The sequence below is a fragment of the Cedecea neteri NBRC 105707 = ATCC 33855 genome (assembly GCF_001571265.1).
GTDB lineage: Bacteria > Pseudomonadota > Gammaproteobacteria > Enterobacterales > Enterobacteriaceae > Cedecea > Cedecea neteri.
The window spans coordinates 1-18,295 of the sequence record NZ_BCTL01000059.1 but is presented as its reverse complement, the minus strand read 5'-3'; the positions used below and the strand labels follow the sequence as shown (position 1 = coordinate 18,295).

The following is an 18,295-nucleotide window of genomic DNA, read 5'->3' as shown; positions in this document are numbered from 1 at the left end:
TCACACTTCTCCAAGGCGCAGCAGGCTCTGCTGCATACTTTTCACGCTGTTAAGCACGTCCACGCTGGTTTCAAAACTGCGTGAGGCCGACATCATGTCCGCCATCTCTTCGACCACGTTAACGTCCGGGTAGTAGACGTAGCCGCGGTCGTCGGCCATCGGGTGGTTAGGCTCATAACGCTGCACCGCGTTGCCGGTTTCAACCACGTCCATCACTTGCACTCTTGCCCCGGTCAGCGCCCGGTTGCCCATCAGCTCATCGTTTTGATAAACCGAGGCGAATACCGGGCGGCGTGCCTTGTAGACGCCATTCTCAGTCGCCGAGGGTGAGTCGGCGTTCGCCATGTTGCTGGCGATGGTGTTCAGGCGAACGGTCTGCGCCGTCATAGCCGAGCCTGAAACACGATAGATATTGTTAAATGCCATCTTGCATGCTTACCTGAGTTCGTTATTTCCCTTCGATAGCCTTTTTCAGGCCAACAAACTTCATGTTCAGAAACGCCAGGCTTGCCTGGTAGTCCTGCACATTTTTCGAAAACTCAGCCTGCTCCACGTCTAAGGCGACGGTGTTGCCATCGGAAGAAGGCTGGTATGGCACGCGATATTTTTCCTGCGGCGAAGGGTCAGTTGAAAAACTCCACGCTGAACGTTGCATCTCCGCGGCAAAATCAATATCTTTAGCCTGGAAGTTTGGGGTGTCGACGTTAGCCAGGTTGGCGGATAGCAGCTCTGCTCGGGAAAGTCGAAGTGCTACTGCCTGCGGATGAACACCCAATGCTTTGTCAAAAGAAATACTCACAGCCCACATCCTCGTGATGGAAAAACAACGGCGAAAAATCGCGAATACATACTTGTATAGCAATTATCGTGCCAGAGTTATAACATCATGAATATCAATAGTTTTACCAAGTTACTTAGCCCTAAAAGGAAACCCGATTTCCTCTCTTCTTTCCGCCTTGCCGCCACGTTAGGTTGGCTGATGTTGCCCGCAACGCTTCTCGCCGCGGAACAAAATGTCGTGGTCGCCAGAAGCGCGCTTGAGCGCGGGCATGTGCTAACCCAGGCAGATGTTCAGCTGAAAACGCTTCAGGCTTCTGCTGCCCGCGCGGGCTATTTGACCGACCCCAAAGAAGCCATCGGCATGACGCTGAAGCGACGCCTGCGCGCCGAGCAGCCGATTACCCGCGCGCACCTTGACTCCCCGGTGCTGGTTGAACGCGGCCAGCGCGTGCTGATGGTTGCCCGGCAGGACGGCATTGAAGCGAGAACCGTCGGCGAAGCGATGAAAAAGGGGCGAAAAGGCGAAATGATTAAAGTGAAAAACGAAAGCAGTCAGCGGGTGGTCAGCGCCGTCGTCGACGACGCGGGCGTGGTGCGTATGCTCAACGCTGCTACAAAATAATTTTAATTTTGCGATTAAAGTTTCGCTGTTGCCGGGTCGCTTTACACCGGTAAGGGAATAGGAAAGAAGCTTTCCTCCCGATGGAATCACCTTGCAACTCAATAAAAAACAGAACCACCGAGCAACCGGAGAACAGCGATGAAAGTGAATACAACCCAGTTCAGCCCTGCCGTAACTGCGCTTAGCACCCACACCGCCGGGCAGACTCGCCCGCAGGCTGAAGAAAGTGCAGGTAGCGAAAAAACTCGCCCGGTAGACCCGGTTCTGGGTGAGGCACAGAAGAACATGGCCGCGATGCAGGACGTTGATATGGCGCGCGTTGAAGCGATGAAAGAGGCCATCAGCGCAGGAAAAATCAGCCTGAATCTGGATGAGCTGACCGGCGCGATGCAGAAATACTATCAGAGGTAAGTGATGAGCAAATCAGCCCAGGGCGTGAAGCAGTTAATTGCAGATATGATTGCTGACCGCAAATACTACACCGAGCTTAACGCCCTGCTGGAGCAGCAACGTCAGCTTATTGTTGGCCGCCGGTCTGCCGAGCTGGATGAGCTGAACGGTAAGCTCATCCAGATTTATGAGCGCCTCGCCGTTAATAGCCAGCAGCGTTACGCCACGCTTGCCGGTTTGGGTATCCCTGCCGGTCCACAAGGCATTAAGTCCCTGTTTGCAAACCTCCCGGCTTCGCACCAGGGTCAGGTCAATGCGCTTTGGTCAGACCTGGAAAACCAGGCCACGCGTTGCCAAACGACCAACGAAGGCAATGGATTATTGCTGGGGATGCAGCAAGAGATTCTGGAAAATCTGGTCAACAGCAGCGAGCCAGAAAACTGGTTTTATCAGCAAGTTTAAGGCTAGTTTTAAATCGATGTGGCGGCTCCCCCGTTCCCGTTCAGGCGGTAACGGGGCGTTGTTTTATAACAGCGACAGCCCGCAAAGCAGGCTGTAGTCCGCGCTGTGATCTTTCTGCATCACCGTTGGGTTGGCCTGCCGCCAGCGATACCAGGCGCTAAACAGCGCAGTCAGCCTATTCTCCGCCAGGCTTTGCTCTCCTCCCATCCCCACGGCAATCAACATTTTCAACTGGAAGAAATCCTGCGCCAGCGAGAACATAGCGGCCCCGTAGTTTTCGCAACCCGGGCCGGGGAAGACATCGTGGTACAGGCGGTAAAGCAGCACATTACGTAATATATGTGGCTGTGTCGTTACCCATTCAGAGCGTTGAAGGCTGGCCTGCAGCTCCAATAAGCGCTCGCTGAGTCGGCTGGCAGACATGACGCCTAATTCACTCAATTTCAACATCACGCTCATTTTCTCTGCGAGCGGCAAATTGAGATCCAGGCGCATAGCGCCCATCGCCTTTAGTGCCGCAATAAGGTTTTCTTCAATTGGGGGCAGCATTGCCAGCTGCTGCTCCAGTACGCCACGTTCAGCCAGCTGAGCAAGCTGTTCACCCAAAGCAACCAGCTGCGCGGGATCGCAGTTATCATCAGCAAGATATTGCTGCGCTTTGCTTAGCAGCACGCCGAGAGCGTACAGGCTTGCCTCCAGGGAGAGTGCCGGATGCACCGCCAGATTAATACACTGCTGGTTGAGCATTTCATCCCATGCCGTCAGTTCAACGGCACCTTGAGTCTCACCCTGCGAGATTTGCAGTACAAACGCCTGCGGGTTAAGCAGCAGTTCTCGGGCAACGCTCTCGCAGCCGGGATCCAGGCTTTCACGAACCTGAGTCGTCAGGTTTACGCTTACGTATGGCCAGCCCTCTGGTGCCTGGCGGCAGGCCGGACACTCGCAGACAGGATTCAGGGCCGCATGGCGAAGCACAAATTCAGGTTGATAACGTTCGATGATATCCATTTCTCTCTCCAGGGCGGCCACGGCCTTCCCTTTTTTAGCTTTGTTTACGGAAAAACCAGTGGGTGCAGTCGATCGGTTGGCCGCTCTGGCCGTCCAGCGTTTGCTGGATAAACGCAAAGCTCGGGTAGAAGCCGAGCCAGCAGCTTTGTGCAAATAGCGGCAGCCAGGCCTCATCTCGGGTTTGTGCTGCGGCGATGGCTTCACGATAGGCGGCCAGCAAAGTGGGGTAAAAACTGGCATTAACGGCATAGGCACAGCCGTGTTCAGAGGCCTGCACGCGCCCCACGCCGGGCAGCGATTTCATCAAACGCAGTGCGCCGTATTTCCCGCCAAGCATCAGCGCCTGCCAGTCGATATGTTCAAGTTTGGTCAGCAGGGCGTTCACCTGCCGTACCGAGTTCTCTTTTTTCACAAAATGCACCGCCGAATCCAGCAGCACTACGTTACGCCAGCCCTCACGCTGAGCCTGCTCCAGCACTGCGCTGTGGGTTTTCAGTTCGGCAAGCGCCGGATCTTCGTCCTGATGAAGCACCACCGGCAGCAGCTGGCCCGCTGTAAAACCGAAGTCAATAAGCCCCTGGCATTGTGCCTCCAGCTCCGCTTCCCGCTGCGCAGGGTAGATAACCGCAACTTTGTCGAAGACCGACCATTGCACCTGCTGATTAAGCGGCGCGCGGCTTAAGCGGCGGTAATGCGCCAGCAGGTTTTCATCCTTCACCACATCCTCAAGGCGCAGATCCACCGGCGTGCTGCTGCCCATAATGAAGTCTTTGTCGTAGGTGTTGCTGCTGTGGGAAATACAGACAATTGCTTTCTCAGGCGCGATTTGCAGCACCGGCGTGGTGAAGTTATTGAGAAACGCTTGCTCCTCCGCCAGAGTCTCTTCGTCCTTATAGCGATTTTTCTTCAGCAGGTTGCGATGCAACCCAAAAGTTCCGTTGAGCGCATGCCGTGGGCCAAACGAATGGGTGAGGTACATTTTGTTGAGATGGCTGTACCAAACGTAAATCTGGTCGCAGCCGGAAAACAGCGCCTTATGGCCCTGCATCTCAGCCACCTGGTACGAGATTTTTTCCGGCGGATAATAATCGTCATCGTCAAAGCTGATGATGTATTCCCCGGTCGCCAGCTCGTTGAGCATATTGCGTTTTTTCCCCAACGGCAGGCGTTCAGGACTATGAATGTAACGCACGTTATGCAGCGCCGGGTCAATCATCATGTCGACCAGATCTTGATTACTCTCGGGGGAGTCATCCAGCAAAATCAGTTCGCGCTTATCCGCCGGATAATCCTGATATTGGTAGATATAGAGCAGGTAAGGCAGAAATTCACGTCGGTTCCAGGTCGGGCAAACGACGCTGACAAAGGGCGTTTTTTGTGGCGCGGCGGCGCGCTGGCGTTTGAACAGATTATCCAGCAAGGTGTTGCGGTTAGCGGTAGGTTTCATGGGGTAACTCTTAACGATGAGCAAGCCGCTGGCGAAGCCAGCACTGAGCGGACACGGCATCCGTCGTCTTTCGTTCACGCCGCTCTTGTTCTGCATGGCGTTCGCTGCGTTTTGCCTCGAGCACCACCTCCAGGCCTTTTTCACGTTTCGCCTCACGCAGCAATGCACCCTGCAGTTGGCGGGCTTCCAGCTCGGCCAGCGCGTGCTCCTGCTTCTGCCAGTCGATGACCCGCTGAAGGGTGCGCTTATAGCCGGAGTGATTCACCATCTGCAGCGCCGAGTTACCGCTCTCCGGGCTTATACCGGCAGCGAGCGATGTCAGCGTACTGATGTTTTTTTCATAGCGCTGGCACAGCTGTTGCTGGGTATTGAGCCGTGCGCCGGTTTCTTTTACCGCCCGATTACGCAGCATATGCAGCTGTTCAAGCGTGGCAATCAGTTTGCTCATGGTCTGTTATCCCGCCTGCGACAGCAGGCATAAATCACTGATGGTATTGGCAAGCGGCGCGGGTTCATGCACCTCTTGCTGAAGAAACTGGGTAATCGCTGGCGCCAGTTTTACCGCCCGATCGGCCTGCGGATCGGCCCCGGCAACGTAGCCGCCCAGCGGCAGCAGTGGCTTGATGCTTTGGTATTCGGCATACAGTTGTTTCAGGGTCCTGGCCGCCAGCTGGTGCGGGCGATCCGTCACCTGACTCATGCAACGGCTGATGGACTGCCCCACGTCGATGGCCGGATAGTGTCCGGCTTCGGCAAGGTGGCGAGAAAGCACGATGTGGCCGTCGAGCACCGCCCTGGCGCAGTCAACGATCGGATCCTGCTGATCGTCCCCTTCCGCCAGTACGGTATAAATCGCGGTCATGGTTCCGCTGCCGGTGCTGTTGCCCGCGCTTTCCACAAGGCGCGGGATCATGCCAAAGGCCGAAGGTGGATAGCCTTTGGTGGCGGGCGGTTCGCCGAGCGAGAGCGCAATCTCGCGCTGAGCCATCGCGTAACGCGTCAGAGAGTCCACCAGCAGCAGAACATCTTTACCTTTGTCTCGATAATAGCTGGCGATGGTGTGGCAAAGTTCGGTCGCTTTAATGCGCATCAGCGGTGACTCATCGGCCGGCGCGGCGACGATAACCGACTTCGCCAGCCCTTCGGCCTGCAGAGAGTTTTCAATAAACTCTTTCACTTCACGTCCGCGTTCGCCGATAAGCCCGACCACCACCACCTCCGCCTGGGTGTACCGGGTGATCATCCCCAGCAGCACGCTTTTCCCGACGCCGCTGCCCGCCATCAGCCCAACGCGCTGGCCTTTGCCAATGGTCAGCAGGCCGTTGATGGTGCGCACTCCCACGTCGAGCGGCTGTTCCACGCCCTGGCGCGTCAGCGGGTGAACCTGGGGCAACTGCAGCGGCAGCGGTGTGTCGCCCGTCAATTTGCCTTTGTCGTCCAGCGGCTCGCCCAGCCCGTTAACCACCCGGCCAAGCCAGCGGTCGCCGATCATCACGCCTTCCTGTTTGTCTGCCGGGAAGACGCGCGCACCGGCGATTAAACCGGTCGGGTGTTTAAACGGCATCAGCCAGGTCAGATCGCGGTCAAACCCCACGACCTGGGCATCGATCAGTTCGCTGTCGGCGCTTTCCACACGGCACATCTGCCCGACCGCCAGGCGACAGCCCACGCACTCGAGCAGGATGCCGTTCACGCGCACCAGCCTGCCCGCCACGCGAGCAAGATTGATGTTTTCAATGGAGCGCAGCGCCTGCGCGAAGTCCAGATCACTCATCGTGCGTTTCCGGCAGCAGATTTTCTTTCAGCACATCCATGCACTGGTCAAGGCGATGCTGGCAGCCGATATCCATTTCGCTGGTCTCCGTGACGACCCGGCATTCACCGGCGTCGAGATCCGGGTCGGCGCAGAGGCCCCACTGGCGGACTTTCTCCGGTTCGGCTTCACTGATGCGCTGATATTCATCTGCATTGAGCAAGACGCGAATTTGTTCGGGGATTTGCGGCAGACCATTCAATGCTTCTTCTACCAGCGTCAGCATCTGGGTAGGATGCAGCGCCAGCTCGCAGCGAATCACCTGGCGGGTGACTTTTTCCACCAGCTGCAAAAGTTCTTCGCGGCGGCGTTGTTCATAAGCGCTGAGATACTGGCGCAGCTCGTTGGCGACGCCATCCAGCGGCTCGGCAGCATCAAGAAACAGCTGGCGAGCGTGCAGCTTTCCTTCTTCCAGCCCTTTACGCATCCCTTCGTCAAAGCCGAGGCGAGCCCCTTCCTGATATCCCTCTTCCTTCCCCTCTTCCATTCCCTGAGCAAAGCCGCGGTTCAGGCCATCCTGAAACCCCTGAACCAGCTGCTGCTGGTACGCTTCCGGGTCTAATGCCTGACCCGACTGTTCGAGGCTTGCCTGCTGCCAGCTTTTGCGCAGCGGCGGGAATTTATGCAGTCTGGGCTTAATCACGCCCTGGCGCCGGGCAGTCAGGCTGCTCAACGTGGCGGCTTTCGCATTTTTAAACATGGTCATTCCAGCGTCTGCTCCGCGAACAGCTGCACCTGGATTTCGCCGTCTTCGGCGAGCTGGCGGACGGTGCCCATGATCTCTTTACGTACCTGCTCAATTCGGCTGACCGGCACCGGGCCGAGGCGCGATGTAGTGCTCTGCAGCAGCTGTACCTGGCGCTTTGGCATCACGTTGCAGATAGCCTGACGCAGCACCGGCTCGGTGCCCTTCAGCGCCACCGCCCACTCTTCCATCGGAATCTCTTCCATCAGACGCTGCAGCGTGTTTTGGTTCTGGCGGCTGAGAATAAAGAACTCGTACATTTCGTCCTTCAGCTCGTCCACCACGTCTTCGTCACGCTCGCGAAGCTGGTCCAGCAGAAGTTGCTGGTTTTCCGGGATGCGGTTGACGATATTGGCCGCGTGTTTAATGCCGGTCACTTTGGAGCCGTGCTCGGAAAGCACCGCCACGCCACGATCAACCAGCCTGTCCAACTCGTCGATAACGTCCCGGTTAACGTCATCCAGCTTGGCAATGCGATACACGATTTCGTCCTGGCGTTCCTGGGGCAGCACGCTTAGCACGCTGGCCGCGACGTCCGGCGGCAGGAAAGCGAGAAATACGGCCTGCAGCTGCAAGTGCTCCTGCTCAATCAGTGCCGCCAGCTGCGGCACGTCCACCCACTGCAGGCGGGCCATGCGGTAGCGAATCTCATCGCCATAGATGCCATTAATCACGCTACGCGCAATTTCGCCGCCGAGGGCTTTTTCCAGAATACTGCGCAGGTAGGTGCGCGAGGCACCGTTAATCCCGCTCTGCTCACGGTAGTCCTGAAAGAAGTTGTTCATTGCCTGGCGAGCCTGCGTTAGCTTGACGCCATGCAGGCGCGCCATCGTTTCGCTGAGCAAAATCACTTCTTCCCGGCTCAGCTTCTGCATCACCTGAGCGGCGGCATCTTCCCCTACGCTCAGCAGTAGAATCGCCGCCTGCTCGATGCGGGAGCGCCCATTCCCGGCGCCGTTTTTACTGCTCTTGCTTACTGTTGGTTCGCTCATTGCTGTTGATCCACTGTTTCAGTACTTCCGCCACGCGTTCGGTTTCGCTCTGGGCGAGCATCTGTAAGTATTCGACTTTCGTTTCAAGGCCAGAACTCTGCGGCGGCAGGTTGTCATCGTTCTGGAACGACGATTTAGGCAGGCCTGCCGCCAGGGTGTCATCGCTGGCCATTAATTCATTTTCAAGCAGCGTACCGCTCTCCAGTTGTGGTTCGTTCGCAGCCTCGACCACCGCCACTTCGCGCCGGCTGAAGCGCTGCACGACCGGGCGTACGCCAAACAGCAGGGTTAACAGCGCCAGCAGCCCAATACCGCCGGTTTGCCCCCAATACTGCATGTGCGGATCCTGCCACCATTTCAGTACCGGGAAGGCCGTCGCTTCAGGTTCGGTAAAGGCCATCACGTCAAGCGTCAGCGAGTCGCCGCGCGCTTTGTCTATGCCAGCTGCGTCCTCGACCAGCCTCGTCAGGCCAGCCAGTTTTTCCGGTGTGATCTTCGCCAACGCAGGCGCGGTTTGGTTCAGAGCTATAGCAACCCGCAGCTTCTCAAGCTGGTAGCCAGGGTGGCGGATATGGCGGATATCGCGGTCATAGGCGTATTTACGCTGTTCAGAATTGCGGCTGCTGAGGGATTGTGGATTAGCCGCCTGAGCCCGGTTAGCATTTGCGTTAGCCGGTGCATTCGCTGCCGCAGGCGGCTGGTTTGTGGGGCGATTGCTGAGCGAGCCCGGTACGCCAATTGCCAGCTCGTTGGTGACATTTTCCTGGCTGATATTTTCATCGCTGACGCGGGCGTCTTTCCCCAGACGCTCCTGGGTCTCTTCCACGCTGCTCATGTCAACCTGAGGCGCCACGCTGATGCGGAAGTTATTGCTGCCCACCAGCGAGGTCAGTAGCCCGGAAATGTTCTTTTCGGTGTCCATTTTCATGCGCTGCACGACGTCATTAGCCTGACGAATGCCGGCCAGACTGCCACCGTTTTGCAACCCTTCGGAAAGCAAATTACCGGCCTGGTCCACGACACGCACGCTGCTCGCCTTCATGCCCGGAACGCTGCCGGAAACCAGTTGAACAATGGCGGCGACCTGCGATTCATCAAGGGTTTTGCCGTGGCGAAGCTGGACAATAACCGACGCGCTGCTCTCAGGCTTATTGCTCATCACGAAGGAGCTGGCTTCACTTAACCCAAGGTGGACGCGCGCCAGTTCGACCGGCTCCAGGCCCATGATGCTTTTTGACAGCTCCCCTTCGAGGCTGCGTTTGTAGCGAACGTTCTGCACAAACTGGCTGCTGCCGAGCATCTCTTCTTTGTCCATCAGCTCGTAACCTTCCGGCAGTGCCGCGCTGATGCCCTTCGCCGCCAGCGCCATGCGCGCCTTCGACAGTTTGTTTTCAGCCACCAGAATCTGCCCGTTGTCGGGGTTAATCCGGTAGGCAATGTTTTCTGCGCCCAGCACTTCAACCACCTGGCCGGTGGGCAGATTTTCCTGTGCGCCATACAGCGCGACATAGCCGCCGCCGCTGCGCCACAGTGAGGCCACAATCGCGCCGGTTAGCAACACGGCGGCGGCAGCTATAAGCCATTTTTTATGCTTTCCCTGCGGCAACGGCAGCGCCGCAAGCTGAGTTTTGATTTTGTTTAACACGGTAAGGCCCTTAGAGCGCAATGTTCATCACTTCATCCAGCGCGGTGGTGAGCTTATTACGCACCTGCACCATCGCTGTAAACGCCACGCTGGCCTTCTGGCTTTCGATCATTGCGCCCGTTAAATCGTCGCTTAATCCAGTGTCGATAGCGGCCTGACGGGCGCTGGCTGCGTGCTGCATTTGGTCAACGTTGTTGATGGCCTGGTTAAGGACATTGCCAAACGAAACGGCGGGAGTGGCGCCGGTCACCGACGGCGAGAGAGTCTGAGGTGCGGCGATAGCGCCTGTACCGACGCTTGCCGCCGTCTGCTGCAGCCGCATCAGCATTTCCTGCTGCCCCATCGGCATACCTAATCCTGAAATCTTATCCATAGTGGTTTCCTTCTCCTTTTCAGGAGTAACACCCAATATCAATGCCCTCTTCACGCATCGAAGCCAGTCGGTAACGCAGCGCGCGAGGGGTAATACCTAAAAACTGCGCCGTCTTCGATTTGTTGCCCTGATGGCGCTTCAGCAGATCGATGATGTACTGATACTCAGCCATGCGGCCGTGCAGCTTGACGTTACGGATTGCGGCTGGCGCACCGTTTTCAGCACGGTGGCTGGTTTCATGCCAGGCCGGCATGATGCCAATCGCGCCGCCAGGGGGCTGCATGACGGGCGTCAGGCCGAAGTCATTAGCGCTAATCTCGGAGCCATTGCAGAGGATCAGCCCGCGCTGGATAACATTCTCCAGCTCGCGAACGTTCCCCGGCCAGTCGTAGCTCAGCAGCGCCTGGCGAGCATCTTCAGACAGCTGAATTTTGCCCTGGTGAAAGGTGTGGTATTTGGCAATGAAACGCTGGGCCAGCGGAATGATGTCCTGCTGACGCTCACGCAGCGGCGTAATATGAATAGGCACCACGGAAATACGGTAGAAAAGATCCTGGCGAAAACGGCCCTCGGCAATTTCAAGCTGCAGATCTTTATTTGTGGAAGCAATCAGTCGAATATCAAGTGGGATTTTTTTATGGCTGCCTAAACGCTCAACTTCCTGCTCCTGCAAAACCCTTAATAGTTTTGCCTGAAGCGCCAGCGGCATGTCACCAATTTCATCCAGTAATAACGTACCGCCGTTTGCCTGCTCAAATTTACCGGCCACGCTGGCAACCGCCCCGGTAAAGGCACCTTTCTCATAGCCAAATAAAATAGCTTCTAGCATACTTTCAGGAATCGCTGCGCAGTTAACTCCTACATAGGGGGCATCATTGCCTGCAGCGTGCTCATGAATATATTTGGCTACGCATTCTTTTCCCGTCCCAGTTTCACCCGTCACCAGCACTGAGACATTAAACTTAGCCACCCGACGAGCAAGTAAAAATACACTTACGCTGGCAGGCGCACTGGCCACAAAGCCATTAACGTTTCCTGCGTTATGGTCAATAAACATATTCATGATGCATCACCCACTTAGAGTAAATTCTAACTAACGAGGACAGCAAAACCGACTTAACTTGTTCTTTAATCGTAAAGAGAAAGAAAAAATTAAGACCGTTCAATTTCAGCGTCAGTCGCCAGGTTATTTAACCGCCAGCATTTCAACACCACGGCTATCAATTGAGCGTCAGTATACGTAAGACGACTAATTTGTCTCATTTTTAATGGGTATTAAAACATTAATCTTTTAAATACAAAGAGTTAAAAAAGTTATTAATCACTATAACACGTAATTAAATAATAGATTAATAAGCCTGAAACTATTGCAACAACAAACAGAAAAGAGTTTAATCACCTTCCTGAAAAAAAGTGATGAGATGTTTTGATTATCAACCCGTGTCGACGAATAAAGAGCGTCATCTCATAATAGAAACTTAAATATCAGGTAAAATTTTTCTTTGGCGAGCGATGAATCAATAATGAATCTCATCACCAACATCGTCAGACACCATGCTTATGCGGAAGAATTATGCAGCCTGTATTACAACGACTCAGAATCCATCACCGCGATCGGCTTCCCGACCTGGTGAAACTGGAAGTAAATAAGCTTGGCCGCCCCTGGCATAAGTTACCTAAAATCATGAATGATTGCTTCGATACCCTTGATGCAAGACTGAGTATTTATTTCCTTAAAAAATTCAGAGTAAACGTCATGTTAAAAAATATGACATTTACCATTGATAGAAATTACAAAAACACGCTGGTTTTTTCTACCGATTACGGCAATCTCGGTTTCGATATTGATCGTATTTTATTGCTGAATATTCTTCACGATTACTATGGACTGAGTAAAGACAGTGCGCAGGTCGTGCCGGATTTATCTCAGCCAATTTCTAAAACGGAAGAACGGCTAAAAAACAAATTAGGCCAGGAACTGACTGCGCTTATCGTCAATAAAGAAACTTTCGGCGAGGAGCTAGAAATAAAGAATGATTACTCCACGGTTATCAGCAAGTGGTCGTGGTGTATTACGTTTAGCCTGGAGGGATACGAGCAAGGCGCATTTACCCTCCTGCTCGACCACCTGCATGTGGATCGCATGCTGGCCATGCTTCGGACGCCAGACAGTGGAGACGGCGAGCCAGAGTCCGCCCTGAGCGCCGGGCAAATAGAAAGATTGTTCTACGATCTGCCGCTGAGGCTGAATGGCCGCCTGGCGTCGCTGAACCTCACTGTCGCACAAATTGCAGATATTGAACCGGGGGATATTATTCCCATTTCTCTTAACCAACCCATACCGATTTTTATCGGCAAAGAACAGATTTTTACCGCTGAAATTGCGGAAGATCGCGGCAAATTGCTATTGAGTGAATTTAACGATAAAGCGGGTGAGAATCACTATGAGTCAAATTGAACAAGAGCTGAACCAGACGCTGGATCTGGACGATCTGAATTTCGACGATATCCCACAGGAAGAGACCGTGGAGGGCAACATCCGCCTGGATTTGCAGGAAAACACCTCTCGCGCAAATCCTATGGATCAGATCCGCAAGATGTCGCTGTTCAGCCGTATTCCCGTTACCCTGACGCTGGAAGTGGCTTCGGTGGAGATCTCGCTGGCCGATTTAATGTCGGTCACCAACGACTCCGTGGTTGAGTTGGACAAACTCGCCGGTGAGCCGCTGGATATAAAGGTTAACGGCATTCTGTTTGGTAAAGGCGAAGTCGTGGTGCTAAACGATAAGTACGGGCTGCGCATTACCGAGTTCAACAACAAAAACCTGGGCGAGCTGGCGGGATGAGCAACCTGCTACACGCCCTGACGAGCAGAAAAAGCGGCCTTGCGGCTCTGCTGATGCTCGGCCTGTGCTTCTCGCCGCTGCTGTTTGCCGCCAACGGCGAGGTGACCTTATTTAGCGCCAACAACACTGACGCGGGCCAGGATTACAACGTCAAAATTGAAATCCTGATCCTGATGACCCTGCTCGGCCTGCTGCCGATCATGGTGCTGATGATGACCTGCTTCACGCGCTTTATCATCGTGCTGGCGATTTTGCGCCAGGCGCTGGGGCTGCAGCAAAGCCCACCGAACAAAATCCTTACCGGCATCGCCCTGGCCCTGACGCTGCTGGTGATGCGCCCGGTGTGGACCACCGTGTACAACGACGCCGTGGTGCCTTTTCAAAACGATAACATCACGTTGAATCAAGCCCTGGCGACCGCCGAAGTGCCGCTGAAGAAGTTCATGCTGGCGCAGACCAACAATAAGGCCATGTCGCAAATGATGAGCATTGCCGGCGTATCCGGCGACGCGCGCGAACAGGACTTGACGGTCGTGACGCCTGCTTACCTGCTCAGCGAGCTGAAAACGGCCTTTCAGATTGGTTTTATGATTTACATCCCGTTCCTGGTCATCGACCTGATTGTCGCCAGTATTTTGATGGCGATGGGGATGATGATGCTGTCCCCGCTGATTGTCTCGCTGCCCTTTAAGCTGATGCTGTTTGTGCTGTGTGATGGCTGGACGCTTATCGTGGGTACGCTGACCTCCAGCGTTCAGGGGCTGTAACGATGATGAACATGGATACCGCCGGTGACATCATGGCCTCCGGCATTCAACTGGTGTTGCTGATTTCTGCCGTGGCCATTGTCCCTAGCCTGCTGGTAGGCCTGTGCGTCAGTATTTTTCAGGCTACCACCCAGATTAATGAACAGACGCTGAGTTTCCTGCCTCGCCTGGTGGTCACGCTGCTGGTGCTGATTTTTGGCGGCAAATGGATGCTGACCCGGCTGGTGGACTTCACGACCGAAATCTTTCACCAGGCCTCTTCGCTGGTCGGCTGACGCATGGGAATCAACATTCACGATCTGCTTAATCCGCTGATGGCGATGATCCTGCCGTTTGTGCGCATTCTGGCATTCATCCACTTTTGCCCGGTGCTCGACAGCAAGGCTTTCTCTCGTCGGATTAAAATCGCCACCGCGCTGACGCTGACGGTGCTGATTACGCCGATGCTGCACAATAATGTGGTGTTGAACGAACTGATGTCGATGAGGGCAATTCTGCTTATCGGTGAACAGCTGCTTTGGGGGCTGCTGTTTGGCATGACGATGCAGCTTGTCTTCGTTGCGCTGCAAACCGCCGGCCATATTCTGTCGATGAATATGGGCCTCGGCATGGCAATGATGAACGACCCGGTTAACGGCGGCTCGACGGCGGTGATTTCACAAATCATCTTTGTTTTCTGCGCCCTGCTGTTTTTTATCATGGACGGTCATCTGCTGGTGGTGACGATTCTGGTGAAGGGCTTCACCTACTGGCCTATCGGGCAGGCGATCAATGAACCCACGCTAAAACAGCTGGCGCAAAGCCTCGGCTGGATCATGTCTGCCTCCACGCTGATTGCGTTACCCACCACCTTTGTGATGCTGATTGTGCAGGGCGGGTTTGGCCTGCTGAACCGCGTCTCGCCGACGCTGAACCTGTTTTCACTCGGTTTTCCCATCAGCATGTTGTTTGGCCTGCTGTGCATCACGATGATTGTTTCCCATATCCCGGAGCACTATCTCAATTTGACCAATGAGATCCTCGCCCGGCTTGACGCCATAAGGGTGCAGTAATGTCGTCATCCTCAAGCGGAGATAAGAGCGAAAAACCTACGGCGGGTAAGCTGCGTAAAGCCCGGCAGAAAGGAGATATTCCGCGCTCAAAAGACTTGACCATGGCGGTGGGGCTGGTGGCCTCTTTCGTGACGATAAGCAGCTTCTTCCCGTATTACAAATCGCTGATAAGCGAGTCGTTTTTATCCGTGGGCAGAATGGCCGGGCGGCTGGATGACAGCGGCGCGTTAAGCCAGTTCATGATGCTTAACGTGCTGGTTATCCTTAAGTTTATCGCCACGCTGGTGCCGATCCCCGTGGCCTGCATTATTGCCAGCCTGATCCCCGGTGGCTGGATATTTACCCCCAACAAGCTGCTGCCGGATTTTAAGAAAATTAACCCGATAAGCGGGCTTAAACGCATGGTGTCCGGCAGCCACTATGTTGAGGTTGGCAAGATGATGCTGAAATGCGGCGTGATCCTCGCCGTGCTTTACACCATGGTGAACGACTCGCTGGCCGGATTGCTTTACCTGCAGCAGCTTTACCTGCGCCAGGCCATCACCAGCGGGTTTGATATTTTTCACCATGTCATCAGCTACTTTGTCGCGGTGATCGTTATCTTCGCCCTGCTGGACGTGCCGCTCAGCAAATTTATGTTCACCAAAAAAATGCGCATGACCAAGCAGGAAGTGAAGGAAGAACATAAGAGCAACGACGGTAACCCGCAGATTAAAGGCCGTATTCGCCAGCTACAGCGTCAAATGGCGATGGGCCAAATCAACAAAACGGTGCCTTCGGCGGACGTTATCGTCACCAACCCAACCCACTACGCCGTAGCGCTGAAGTATGACCCGAACAAGGCTGAAGCGCCCTACATCGTGGCGAAAGGCGTGGACGACGTGGCGATGTTTATTCGTGAAGTCGCCCAGAATCACGGCGTGGAAATCGTCGAGTTTCCACCTCTGGCTCGCGCGGTGTACTACACCACCCGCGTTAACCAACAAATTCCAGCGCCGCTGTTTCGCGCGATTGCCCATGTCCTGACTTACGTGATGCAGGTGAGAGCCTGGCGGGCGGGAAGCATTGAGCAAAAACCCCGCCTTAACAGGCAGATAGACATTCCAAAAGAGGTATTAAAAGCCGATGGCGAACAATAAGTTTACCCAGGCCGTGACTGTGCTGAGGCAAACGCACGTGGGCGTGCCTGTTCTGCTGCTCAGCGTGCTGGCGATGATTATTTTACCGCTGTCACCGTTGGTACTGGATATCCTGTTTACCTTCAACATCGTGCTGGCGGTCATCGTGCTGCTGGTGGCGGTAAACAGCAAACGTCCGCTGGATTTCGCCGTCTTCCCGACGCTGCTGCTGATCACCACGCTGATGCGCCTGACGCTAAACGTGGCCTCCACGCGCGTAGTGCTGTTGCACGGTCATGAAGGAGAAGGCGCAGCCGGGAAAGTGATCGAGGCCTTCGGTCAGGTGGTTATTGGCGGGAACTTCGTGGTCGGCTTTGTGGTGTTCGTCATTCTGATGATCATCAACTTCGTGGTTGTCACCAAAGGCGCCGAGCGTATCTCTGAGGTGTCGGCCCGCTTTACCCTTGATGCCCTGCCCGGCAAACAAATGGCCATTGATGCCGATCTGAATGCCGGTTTAATCAATCAGCAGCAGGCCAAAACGCGACGTAAAGACGTTGCCAACGAAGCCGATTTTTACGGCGCGATGGACGGAGCTTCGAAGTTCGTTCGCGGAGATGCCATCGCCGGGATCATGGTACTTATCATCAACGTGATCGGCGGGATTTGTATTGGTATTTTTAAATACGATCTTGATGCCAGTCACGCCTTCCAGCAGTACGTGCTACTGACGATTGGTGATGGCCTGGTGGCGCAGATCCCATCGCTGCTGCTGGCGACCGCGGCGGCCATTATCGTGACCCGCGTGAGCGACGGCGGCGATGTCAGCCACGAAATTAAGACGCAGTTGCTCGCTCGCCCGAACGTGCTTTATACCGCCGCGTTTGTGATGTTCATTCTTGCCATCGTACCGGGCATGCCGCATATCGCCTTCCTGAGCTTTACCGCCTTGCTGCTGTTTGCCGCCTGGCGGCAGGGCAAAGTCGTTCAGCCGGCGCAACAGCAGGATGATGACATGATGGCGATTCAGGAGGCTCTCATCCCTGACACGGAACCTACCGTCAGTTGGGACAGCATTCCGCTGGTAGAGCCGATTGGTTTAAATCTTGGTTACAAGCTAGTTACGCTGGTGGATACCGCCAAAGGTAGCCCGCTTTCGCAGCGTATTCGCGGGGCGCGCCAGGTTATCTCGGAGACCTGCGGCGTGCTGCTTCCAGAGATCCGCATTCGCGAAAACTTCCGCCTCAAGCCCGCCCAGTACGCCATCCACATCAACGGTATTCGGGTGGCGCTGGGGGAAGTGAACGCGGAAAAGCTAATGGCTATCCCCGGCAACGAGCTGTACGGCGAAATCGACGGCGTACTGGACACCGACCCGGCCTACGGAATGGCTATCGTCTGGATTGATCCTGACCAAAAGCCGCGGGCGTTAAATCTTGGCTATCAGGTAGTGGACTGCGCCAGCGTGGTGGCCACACATGTCAACAAAGTCGCGCGCCAGCATTTGCCCGACCTGTTCAACTATGACGATATTACTCATCTCCATGCGCGCCTGGCGCTGCAGGCGCCTAAGCTTGCGGAAGACTTAACGACCGCGCTGAATTTCAGCCAACTGCTGAAAGTGTACCGACAGCTTTTGCTGGAACAAGTTTCGCTGAAGGATATCGTCACCATTGCCGCCACGCTGCTGGAAAGCGCCGCGGTGACCAAAGATCCGCAACTGCTGTGCGCCGATGTGCGCTACGCCCTGCGCCGTGCCATTTTGCATAATATCAATGGCGACCGCAGCCAGCTTGCCGCCTACACCATTGATAACGAATTGGAAAACCTGCTGCTGAATGCCCTGAACCAGGCACAACAGGCTGGGAAAGTGGCGCTGGACAGCTTCCCGGTTGACCCCAATATTCTGGCGCAGCTGCAAAATACCATGCCGATGATATACGAGCAGATGAAGGCCAAAAGCCTGCCGCCGCTTCTGCTGGTGACGCCGCAGCTACGCCCGATTCTGGCGCGTTACGGCCGCCTGTTTAGCGCTGGCCTGCATGTGCTGTCTTATAACGAGGTGCCGGACGACAGTGATTTGAAGATTGTCGGGACATTGGCGTGATAAGGCTTCGCGCTGATCTAAGAGAGAATACCTTCTATGAAGAATCGGCTAAGGTTCCGTTCACCTCCGGTATGACTTCATATATCGCCACTGCATCGGTGAACGACTCGGGGAAGTCACCGTCACTT

21 protein-coding genes are annotated in these 18,295 nt (G+C 55.0%); 10 read left to right on the top strand and 11 right to left on the bottom strand.

Annotation, left to right across the window (positions count from 1 at the left end):
• Window positions 1-426, bottom strand: coding sequence for a flagellar basal body rod protein FlgC (gene flgC / locus CNE01S_RS20950; RefSeq protein WP_038474857.1), 426 nt, complete (start codon window positions 424-426; stop codon window positions 1-3).
• Between the two features lie 22 nt (window positions 427-448).
• Complete coding sequence (gene flgB / locus CNE01S_RS20945) at window positions 449-799, bottom strand: flagellar biosynthesis protein FlgB (protein WP_038474859.1); 351 nt, start codon at window positions 797-799, stop codon at window positions 449-451.
• An 87-nt stretch (window positions 800-886) separates the two neighbouring features.
• Here flgB and flgA point away from each other — a divergent pair, with 87 nt between their 5' ends.
• The 3 genes from flgA to flgN all read left to right on the top strand — a co-directional run bounded on the left by flgA (window position 887) and on the right by flgN (window position 2,254).
• Window positions 887-1,402 (top strand): flagellar basal body P-ring formation chaperone FlgA, encoded by a 516-nt coding sequence (flgA, locus tag CNE01S_RS20940; RefSeq protein WP_061278253.1) that lies wholly within the window; start codon window positions 887-889, stop codon window positions 1,400-1,402.
• A 138-nt stretch (window positions 1,403-1,540) separates the two neighbouring features.
• Window positions 1,541-1,813, top strand: coding sequence for a flagellar biosynthesis anti-sigma factor FlgM (gene flgM, locus CNE01S_RS20935; protein ID WP_061278251.1), 273 nt, complete (start codon window positions 1,541-1,543; stop codon window positions 1,811-1,813).
• Window positions 1,814-1,816: 3 nt separating this feature from the next.
• Window positions 1,817-2,254, top strand: coding sequence for a flagellar protein FlgN (gene flgN, locus CNE01S_RS20930; RefSeq protein ID WP_061278250.1), 438 nt, complete (start codon window positions 1,817-1,819; stop codon window positions 2,252-2,254).
• Between the two features lie 63 nt (window positions 2,255-2,317).
• On the opposite strand, the gene CNE01S_RS20925 is transcribed toward flgN, so the two are convergent.
• From CNE01S_RS20925 to CNE01S_RS20885, 9 genes are read right to left on the bottom strand one after another with little or no spacing between them, the layout of a single operon-like run.
• Window positions 2,318-3,262 (bottom strand): hypothetical protein, encoded by a 945-nt coding sequence (locus CNE01S_RS20925; RefSeq protein ID WP_061278248.1) that lies wholly within the window; start codon window positions 3,260-3,262, stop codon window positions 2,318-2,320.
• Between the two features lie 34 nt (window positions 3,263-3,296).
• On the bottom strand, window positions 3,297-4,709 hold the full coding sequence (locus tag CNE01S_RS20920; protein WP_061278246.1) for a glycosyltransferase family 2 protein: 1,413 nt from the start codon (window positions 4,707-4,709) through the stop codon (window positions 3,297-3,299).
• A 10-nt stretch (window positions 4,710-4,719) separates the two neighbouring features.
• Entirely contained in the window at window positions 4,720-5,157 is a 438-nt protein-coding gene (gene fliJ / locus CNE01S_RS20915) for a flagellar export protein FliJ (protein WP_061278245.1), read from the bottom strand.
• Window positions 5,158-5,163: 6 nt separating this feature from the next.
• Window positions 5,164-6,483: a flagellar protein export ATPase FliI gene (fliI, locus tag CNE01S_RS20910; RefSeq protein ID WP_061278243.1), complete on the bottom strand. Its 1,320-nt coding sequence runs from the start codon at window positions 6,481-6,483 to the stop codon at window positions 5,164-5,166.
• Entirely contained in the window at window positions 6,476-7,222 is a 747-nt protein-coding gene (gene fliH / locus CNE01S_RS20905) for a flagellar assembly protein FliH (RefSeq protein WP_061278241.1), read from the bottom strand. Before fliH ends, fliI begins: the two co-directional genes overlap by 8 nt.
• 2 nt (window positions 7,223-7,224) lie before the next feature.
• The gene (locus CNE01S_RS20900) at window positions 7,225-8,259 is read right to left on the bottom strand and encodes a flagellar motor switch protein FliG (RefSeq protein WP_061278239.1); all 1,035 of its coding nucleotides are present in this window, start codon (window positions 8,257-8,259) and stop codon (window positions 7,225-7,227) included.
• On the bottom strand, window positions 8,228-9,904 hold the full coding sequence (gene fliF, locus CNE01S_RS20895; RefSeq protein WP_061278276.1) for a flagellar basal-body MS-ring/collar protein FliF: 1,677 nt from the start codon (window positions 9,902-9,904) through the stop codon (window positions 8,228-8,230). The genes CNE01S_RS20900 and fliF overlap by 32 nt, the downstream gene beginning before the upstream one ends.
• 10 nt (window positions 9,905-9,914) lie before the next feature.
• The gene (fliE, locus tag CNE01S_RS20890) at window positions 9,915-10,277 is read right to left on the bottom strand and encodes a flagellar hook-basal body complex protein FliE (protein ID WP_061278237.1); all 363 of its coding nucleotides are present in this window, start codon (window positions 10,275-10,277) and stop codon (window positions 9,915-9,917) included.
• Window positions 10,278-10,296: 19 nt separating this feature from the next.
• The gene (locus tag CNE01S_RS20885) at window positions 10,297-11,340 is read right to left on the bottom strand and encodes a sigma-54 interaction domain-containing protein (protein ID WP_096754147.1); all 1,044 of its coding nucleotides are present in this window, start codon (window positions 11,338-11,340) and stop codon (window positions 10,297-10,299) included.
• A 510-nt stretch (window positions 11,341-11,850) separates the two neighbouring features.
• Between CNE01S_RS20885 and CNE01S_RS20880 the strand changes: the two genes are divergently transcribed.
• From CNE01S_RS20880 to CNE01S_RS20850, 7 genes are read left to right on the top strand one after another with little or no spacing between them, the layout of a single operon-like run.
• Window positions 11,851-12,735, top strand: coding sequence for a FliM/FliN family flagellar motor switch protein (locus tag CNE01S_RS20880; protein WP_061278233.1), 885 nt, complete (start codon window positions 11,851-11,853; stop codon window positions 12,733-12,735).
• A complete protein-coding gene (gene fliN / locus CNE01S_RS20875; RefSeq protein ID WP_082763260.1) occupies window positions 12,722-13,123 on the top strand; it encodes a flagellar motor switch protein FliN in 402 nt (133 codons plus the stop codon). The genes CNE01S_RS20880 and fliN overlap by 14 nt, the downstream gene beginning before the upstream one ends.
• Window positions 13,120-13,890, top strand: a complete 771-nt coding sequence (gene fliP, locus CNE01S_RS20870) for a flagellar type III secretion system pore protein FliP (protein WP_061278231.1) — start codon at window positions 13,120-13,122, stop codon at window positions 13,888-13,890. The genes fliN and fliP overlap by 4 nt, the downstream gene beginning before the upstream one ends.
• Before the next feature lie 2 nt (window positions 13,891-13,892).
• Window positions 13,893-14,165 (top strand): flagellar biosynthesis protein FliQ, encoded by a 273-nt coding sequence (gene fliQ, locus CNE01S_RS20865; RefSeq protein WP_039291011.1) that lies wholly within the window; start codon window positions 13,893-13,895, stop codon window positions 14,163-14,165.
• 3 nt (window positions 14,166-14,168) lie between these two features.
• Complete coding sequence (gene fliR, locus CNE01S_RS20860; RefSeq protein WP_061278229.1) at window positions 14,169-14,942, top strand: flagellar biosynthetic protein FliR; 774 nt, start codon at window positions 14,169-14,171, stop codon at window positions 14,940-14,942.
• Entirely contained in the window at window positions 14,942-16,081 is a 1,140-nt protein-coding gene (gene flhB / locus CNE01S_RS20855; protein WP_061278227.1) for a flagellar biosynthesis protein FlhB, read from the top strand. Before fliR ends, flhB begins: the two co-directional genes overlap by 1 nt.
• Window positions 16,068-18,167 carry a flagellar biosynthesis protein FlhA gene (locus CNE01S_RS20850; protein WP_061278224.1) on the top strand — a complete coding sequence of 700 codons (2,100 nt, stop codon included), beginning with the start codon at window positions 16,068-16,070 and terminating at the stop codon, window positions 18,165-18,167. Before flhB ends, CNE01S_RS20850 begins: the two co-directional genes overlap by 14 nt.
• Window positions 18,168-18,295 lie beyond the last annotated feature (128 nt).

What these genes read in the sequence shown, in the direction of transcription:
- flgC (WP_038474857.1), bottom strand. Translation starts at nt 426, where the DNA reads ATGGCATTTAACAATATCTATCGTGTTTCAGGCTCGGCTATGACGGCG.
- flgA (WP_061278253.1), top strand. Translation starts at nt 887, where the DNA reads ATGAATATCAATAGTTTTACCAAGTTACTTAGCCCTAAAAGGAAACCC.
- flgM (WP_061278251.1), top strand. Translation starts at nt 1,541, where the DNA reads ATGAAAGTGAATACAACCCAGTTCAGCCCTGCCGTAACTGCGCTTAGC.
- flgN (WP_061278250.1), top strand. Translation starts at nt 1,817, where the DNA reads ATGAGCAAATCAGCCCAGGGCGTGAAGCAGTTAATTGCAGATATGATT.
- CNE01S_RS20925 (WP_061278248.1), bottom strand. Translation starts at nt 3,262, where the DNA reads ATGGATATCATCGAACGTTATCAACCTGAATTTGTGCTTCGCCATGCG.
- CNE01S_RS20920 (WP_061278246.1), bottom strand. Translation starts at nt 4,709, where the DNA reads ATGAAACCTACCGCTAACCGCAACACCTTGCTGGATAATCTGTTCAAA.
- fliJ (WP_061278245.1), bottom strand. Translation starts at nt 5,157, where the DNA reads ATGAGCAAACTGATTGCCACGCTTGAACAGCTGCATATGCTGCGTAAT.
- fliI (WP_061278243.1), bottom strand. Translation starts at nt 6,483, where the DNA reads ATGAGTGATCTGGACTTCGCGCAGGCGCTGCGCTCCATTGAAAACATC.
- fliH (WP_061278241.1), bottom strand. Translation starts at nt 7,222, where the DNA reads ATGTTTAAAAATGCGAAAGCCGCCACGTTGAGCAGCCTGACTGCCCGG.
- CNE01S_RS20900 (WP_061278239.1), bottom strand. Translation starts at nt 8,259, where the DNA reads ATGAGCGAACCAACAGTAAGCAAGAGCAGTAAAAACGGCGCCGGGAAT.
- fliE (WP_061278237.1), bottom strand. Translation starts at nt 10,277, where the DNA reads ATGGATAAGATTTCAGGATTAGGTATGCCGATGGGGCAGCAGGAAATG.
- CNE01S_RS20885 (WP_096754147.1), bottom strand. Translation starts at nt 11,340, where the DNA reads ATGAATATGTTTATTGACCATAACGCAGGAAACGTTAATGGCTTTGTG.
- CNE01S_RS20880 (WP_061278233.1), top strand. Translation starts at nt 11,851, where the DNA reads ATGCAGCCTGTATTACAACGACTCAGAATCCATCACCGCGATCGGCTT.
- fliN (WP_082763260.1), top strand. Translation starts at nt 12,722, where the DNA reads ATGAGTCAAATTGAACAAGAGCTGAACCAGACGCTGGATCTGGACGAT.
- fliP (WP_061278231.1), top strand. Translation starts at nt 13,120, where the DNA reads ATGAGCAACCTGCTACACGCCCTGACGAGCAGAAAAAGCGGCCTTGCG.
- fliQ (WP_039291011.1), top strand. Translation starts at nt 13,893, where the DNA reads ATGATGAACATGGATACCGCCGGTGACATCATGGCCTCCGGCATTCAA.
- fliR (WP_061278229.1), top strand. Translation starts at nt 14,169, where the DNA reads ATGGGAATCAACATTCACGATCTGCTTAATCCGCTGATGGCGATGATC.
- flhB (WP_061278227.1), top strand. Translation starts at nt 14,942, where the DNA reads ATGTCGTCATCCTCAAGCGGAGATAAGAGCGAAAAACCTACGGCGGGT.
- CNE01S_RS20850 (WP_061278224.1), top strand. Translation starts at nt 16,068, where the DNA reads ATGGCGAACAATAAGTTTACCCAGGCCGTGACTGTGCTGAGGCAAACG.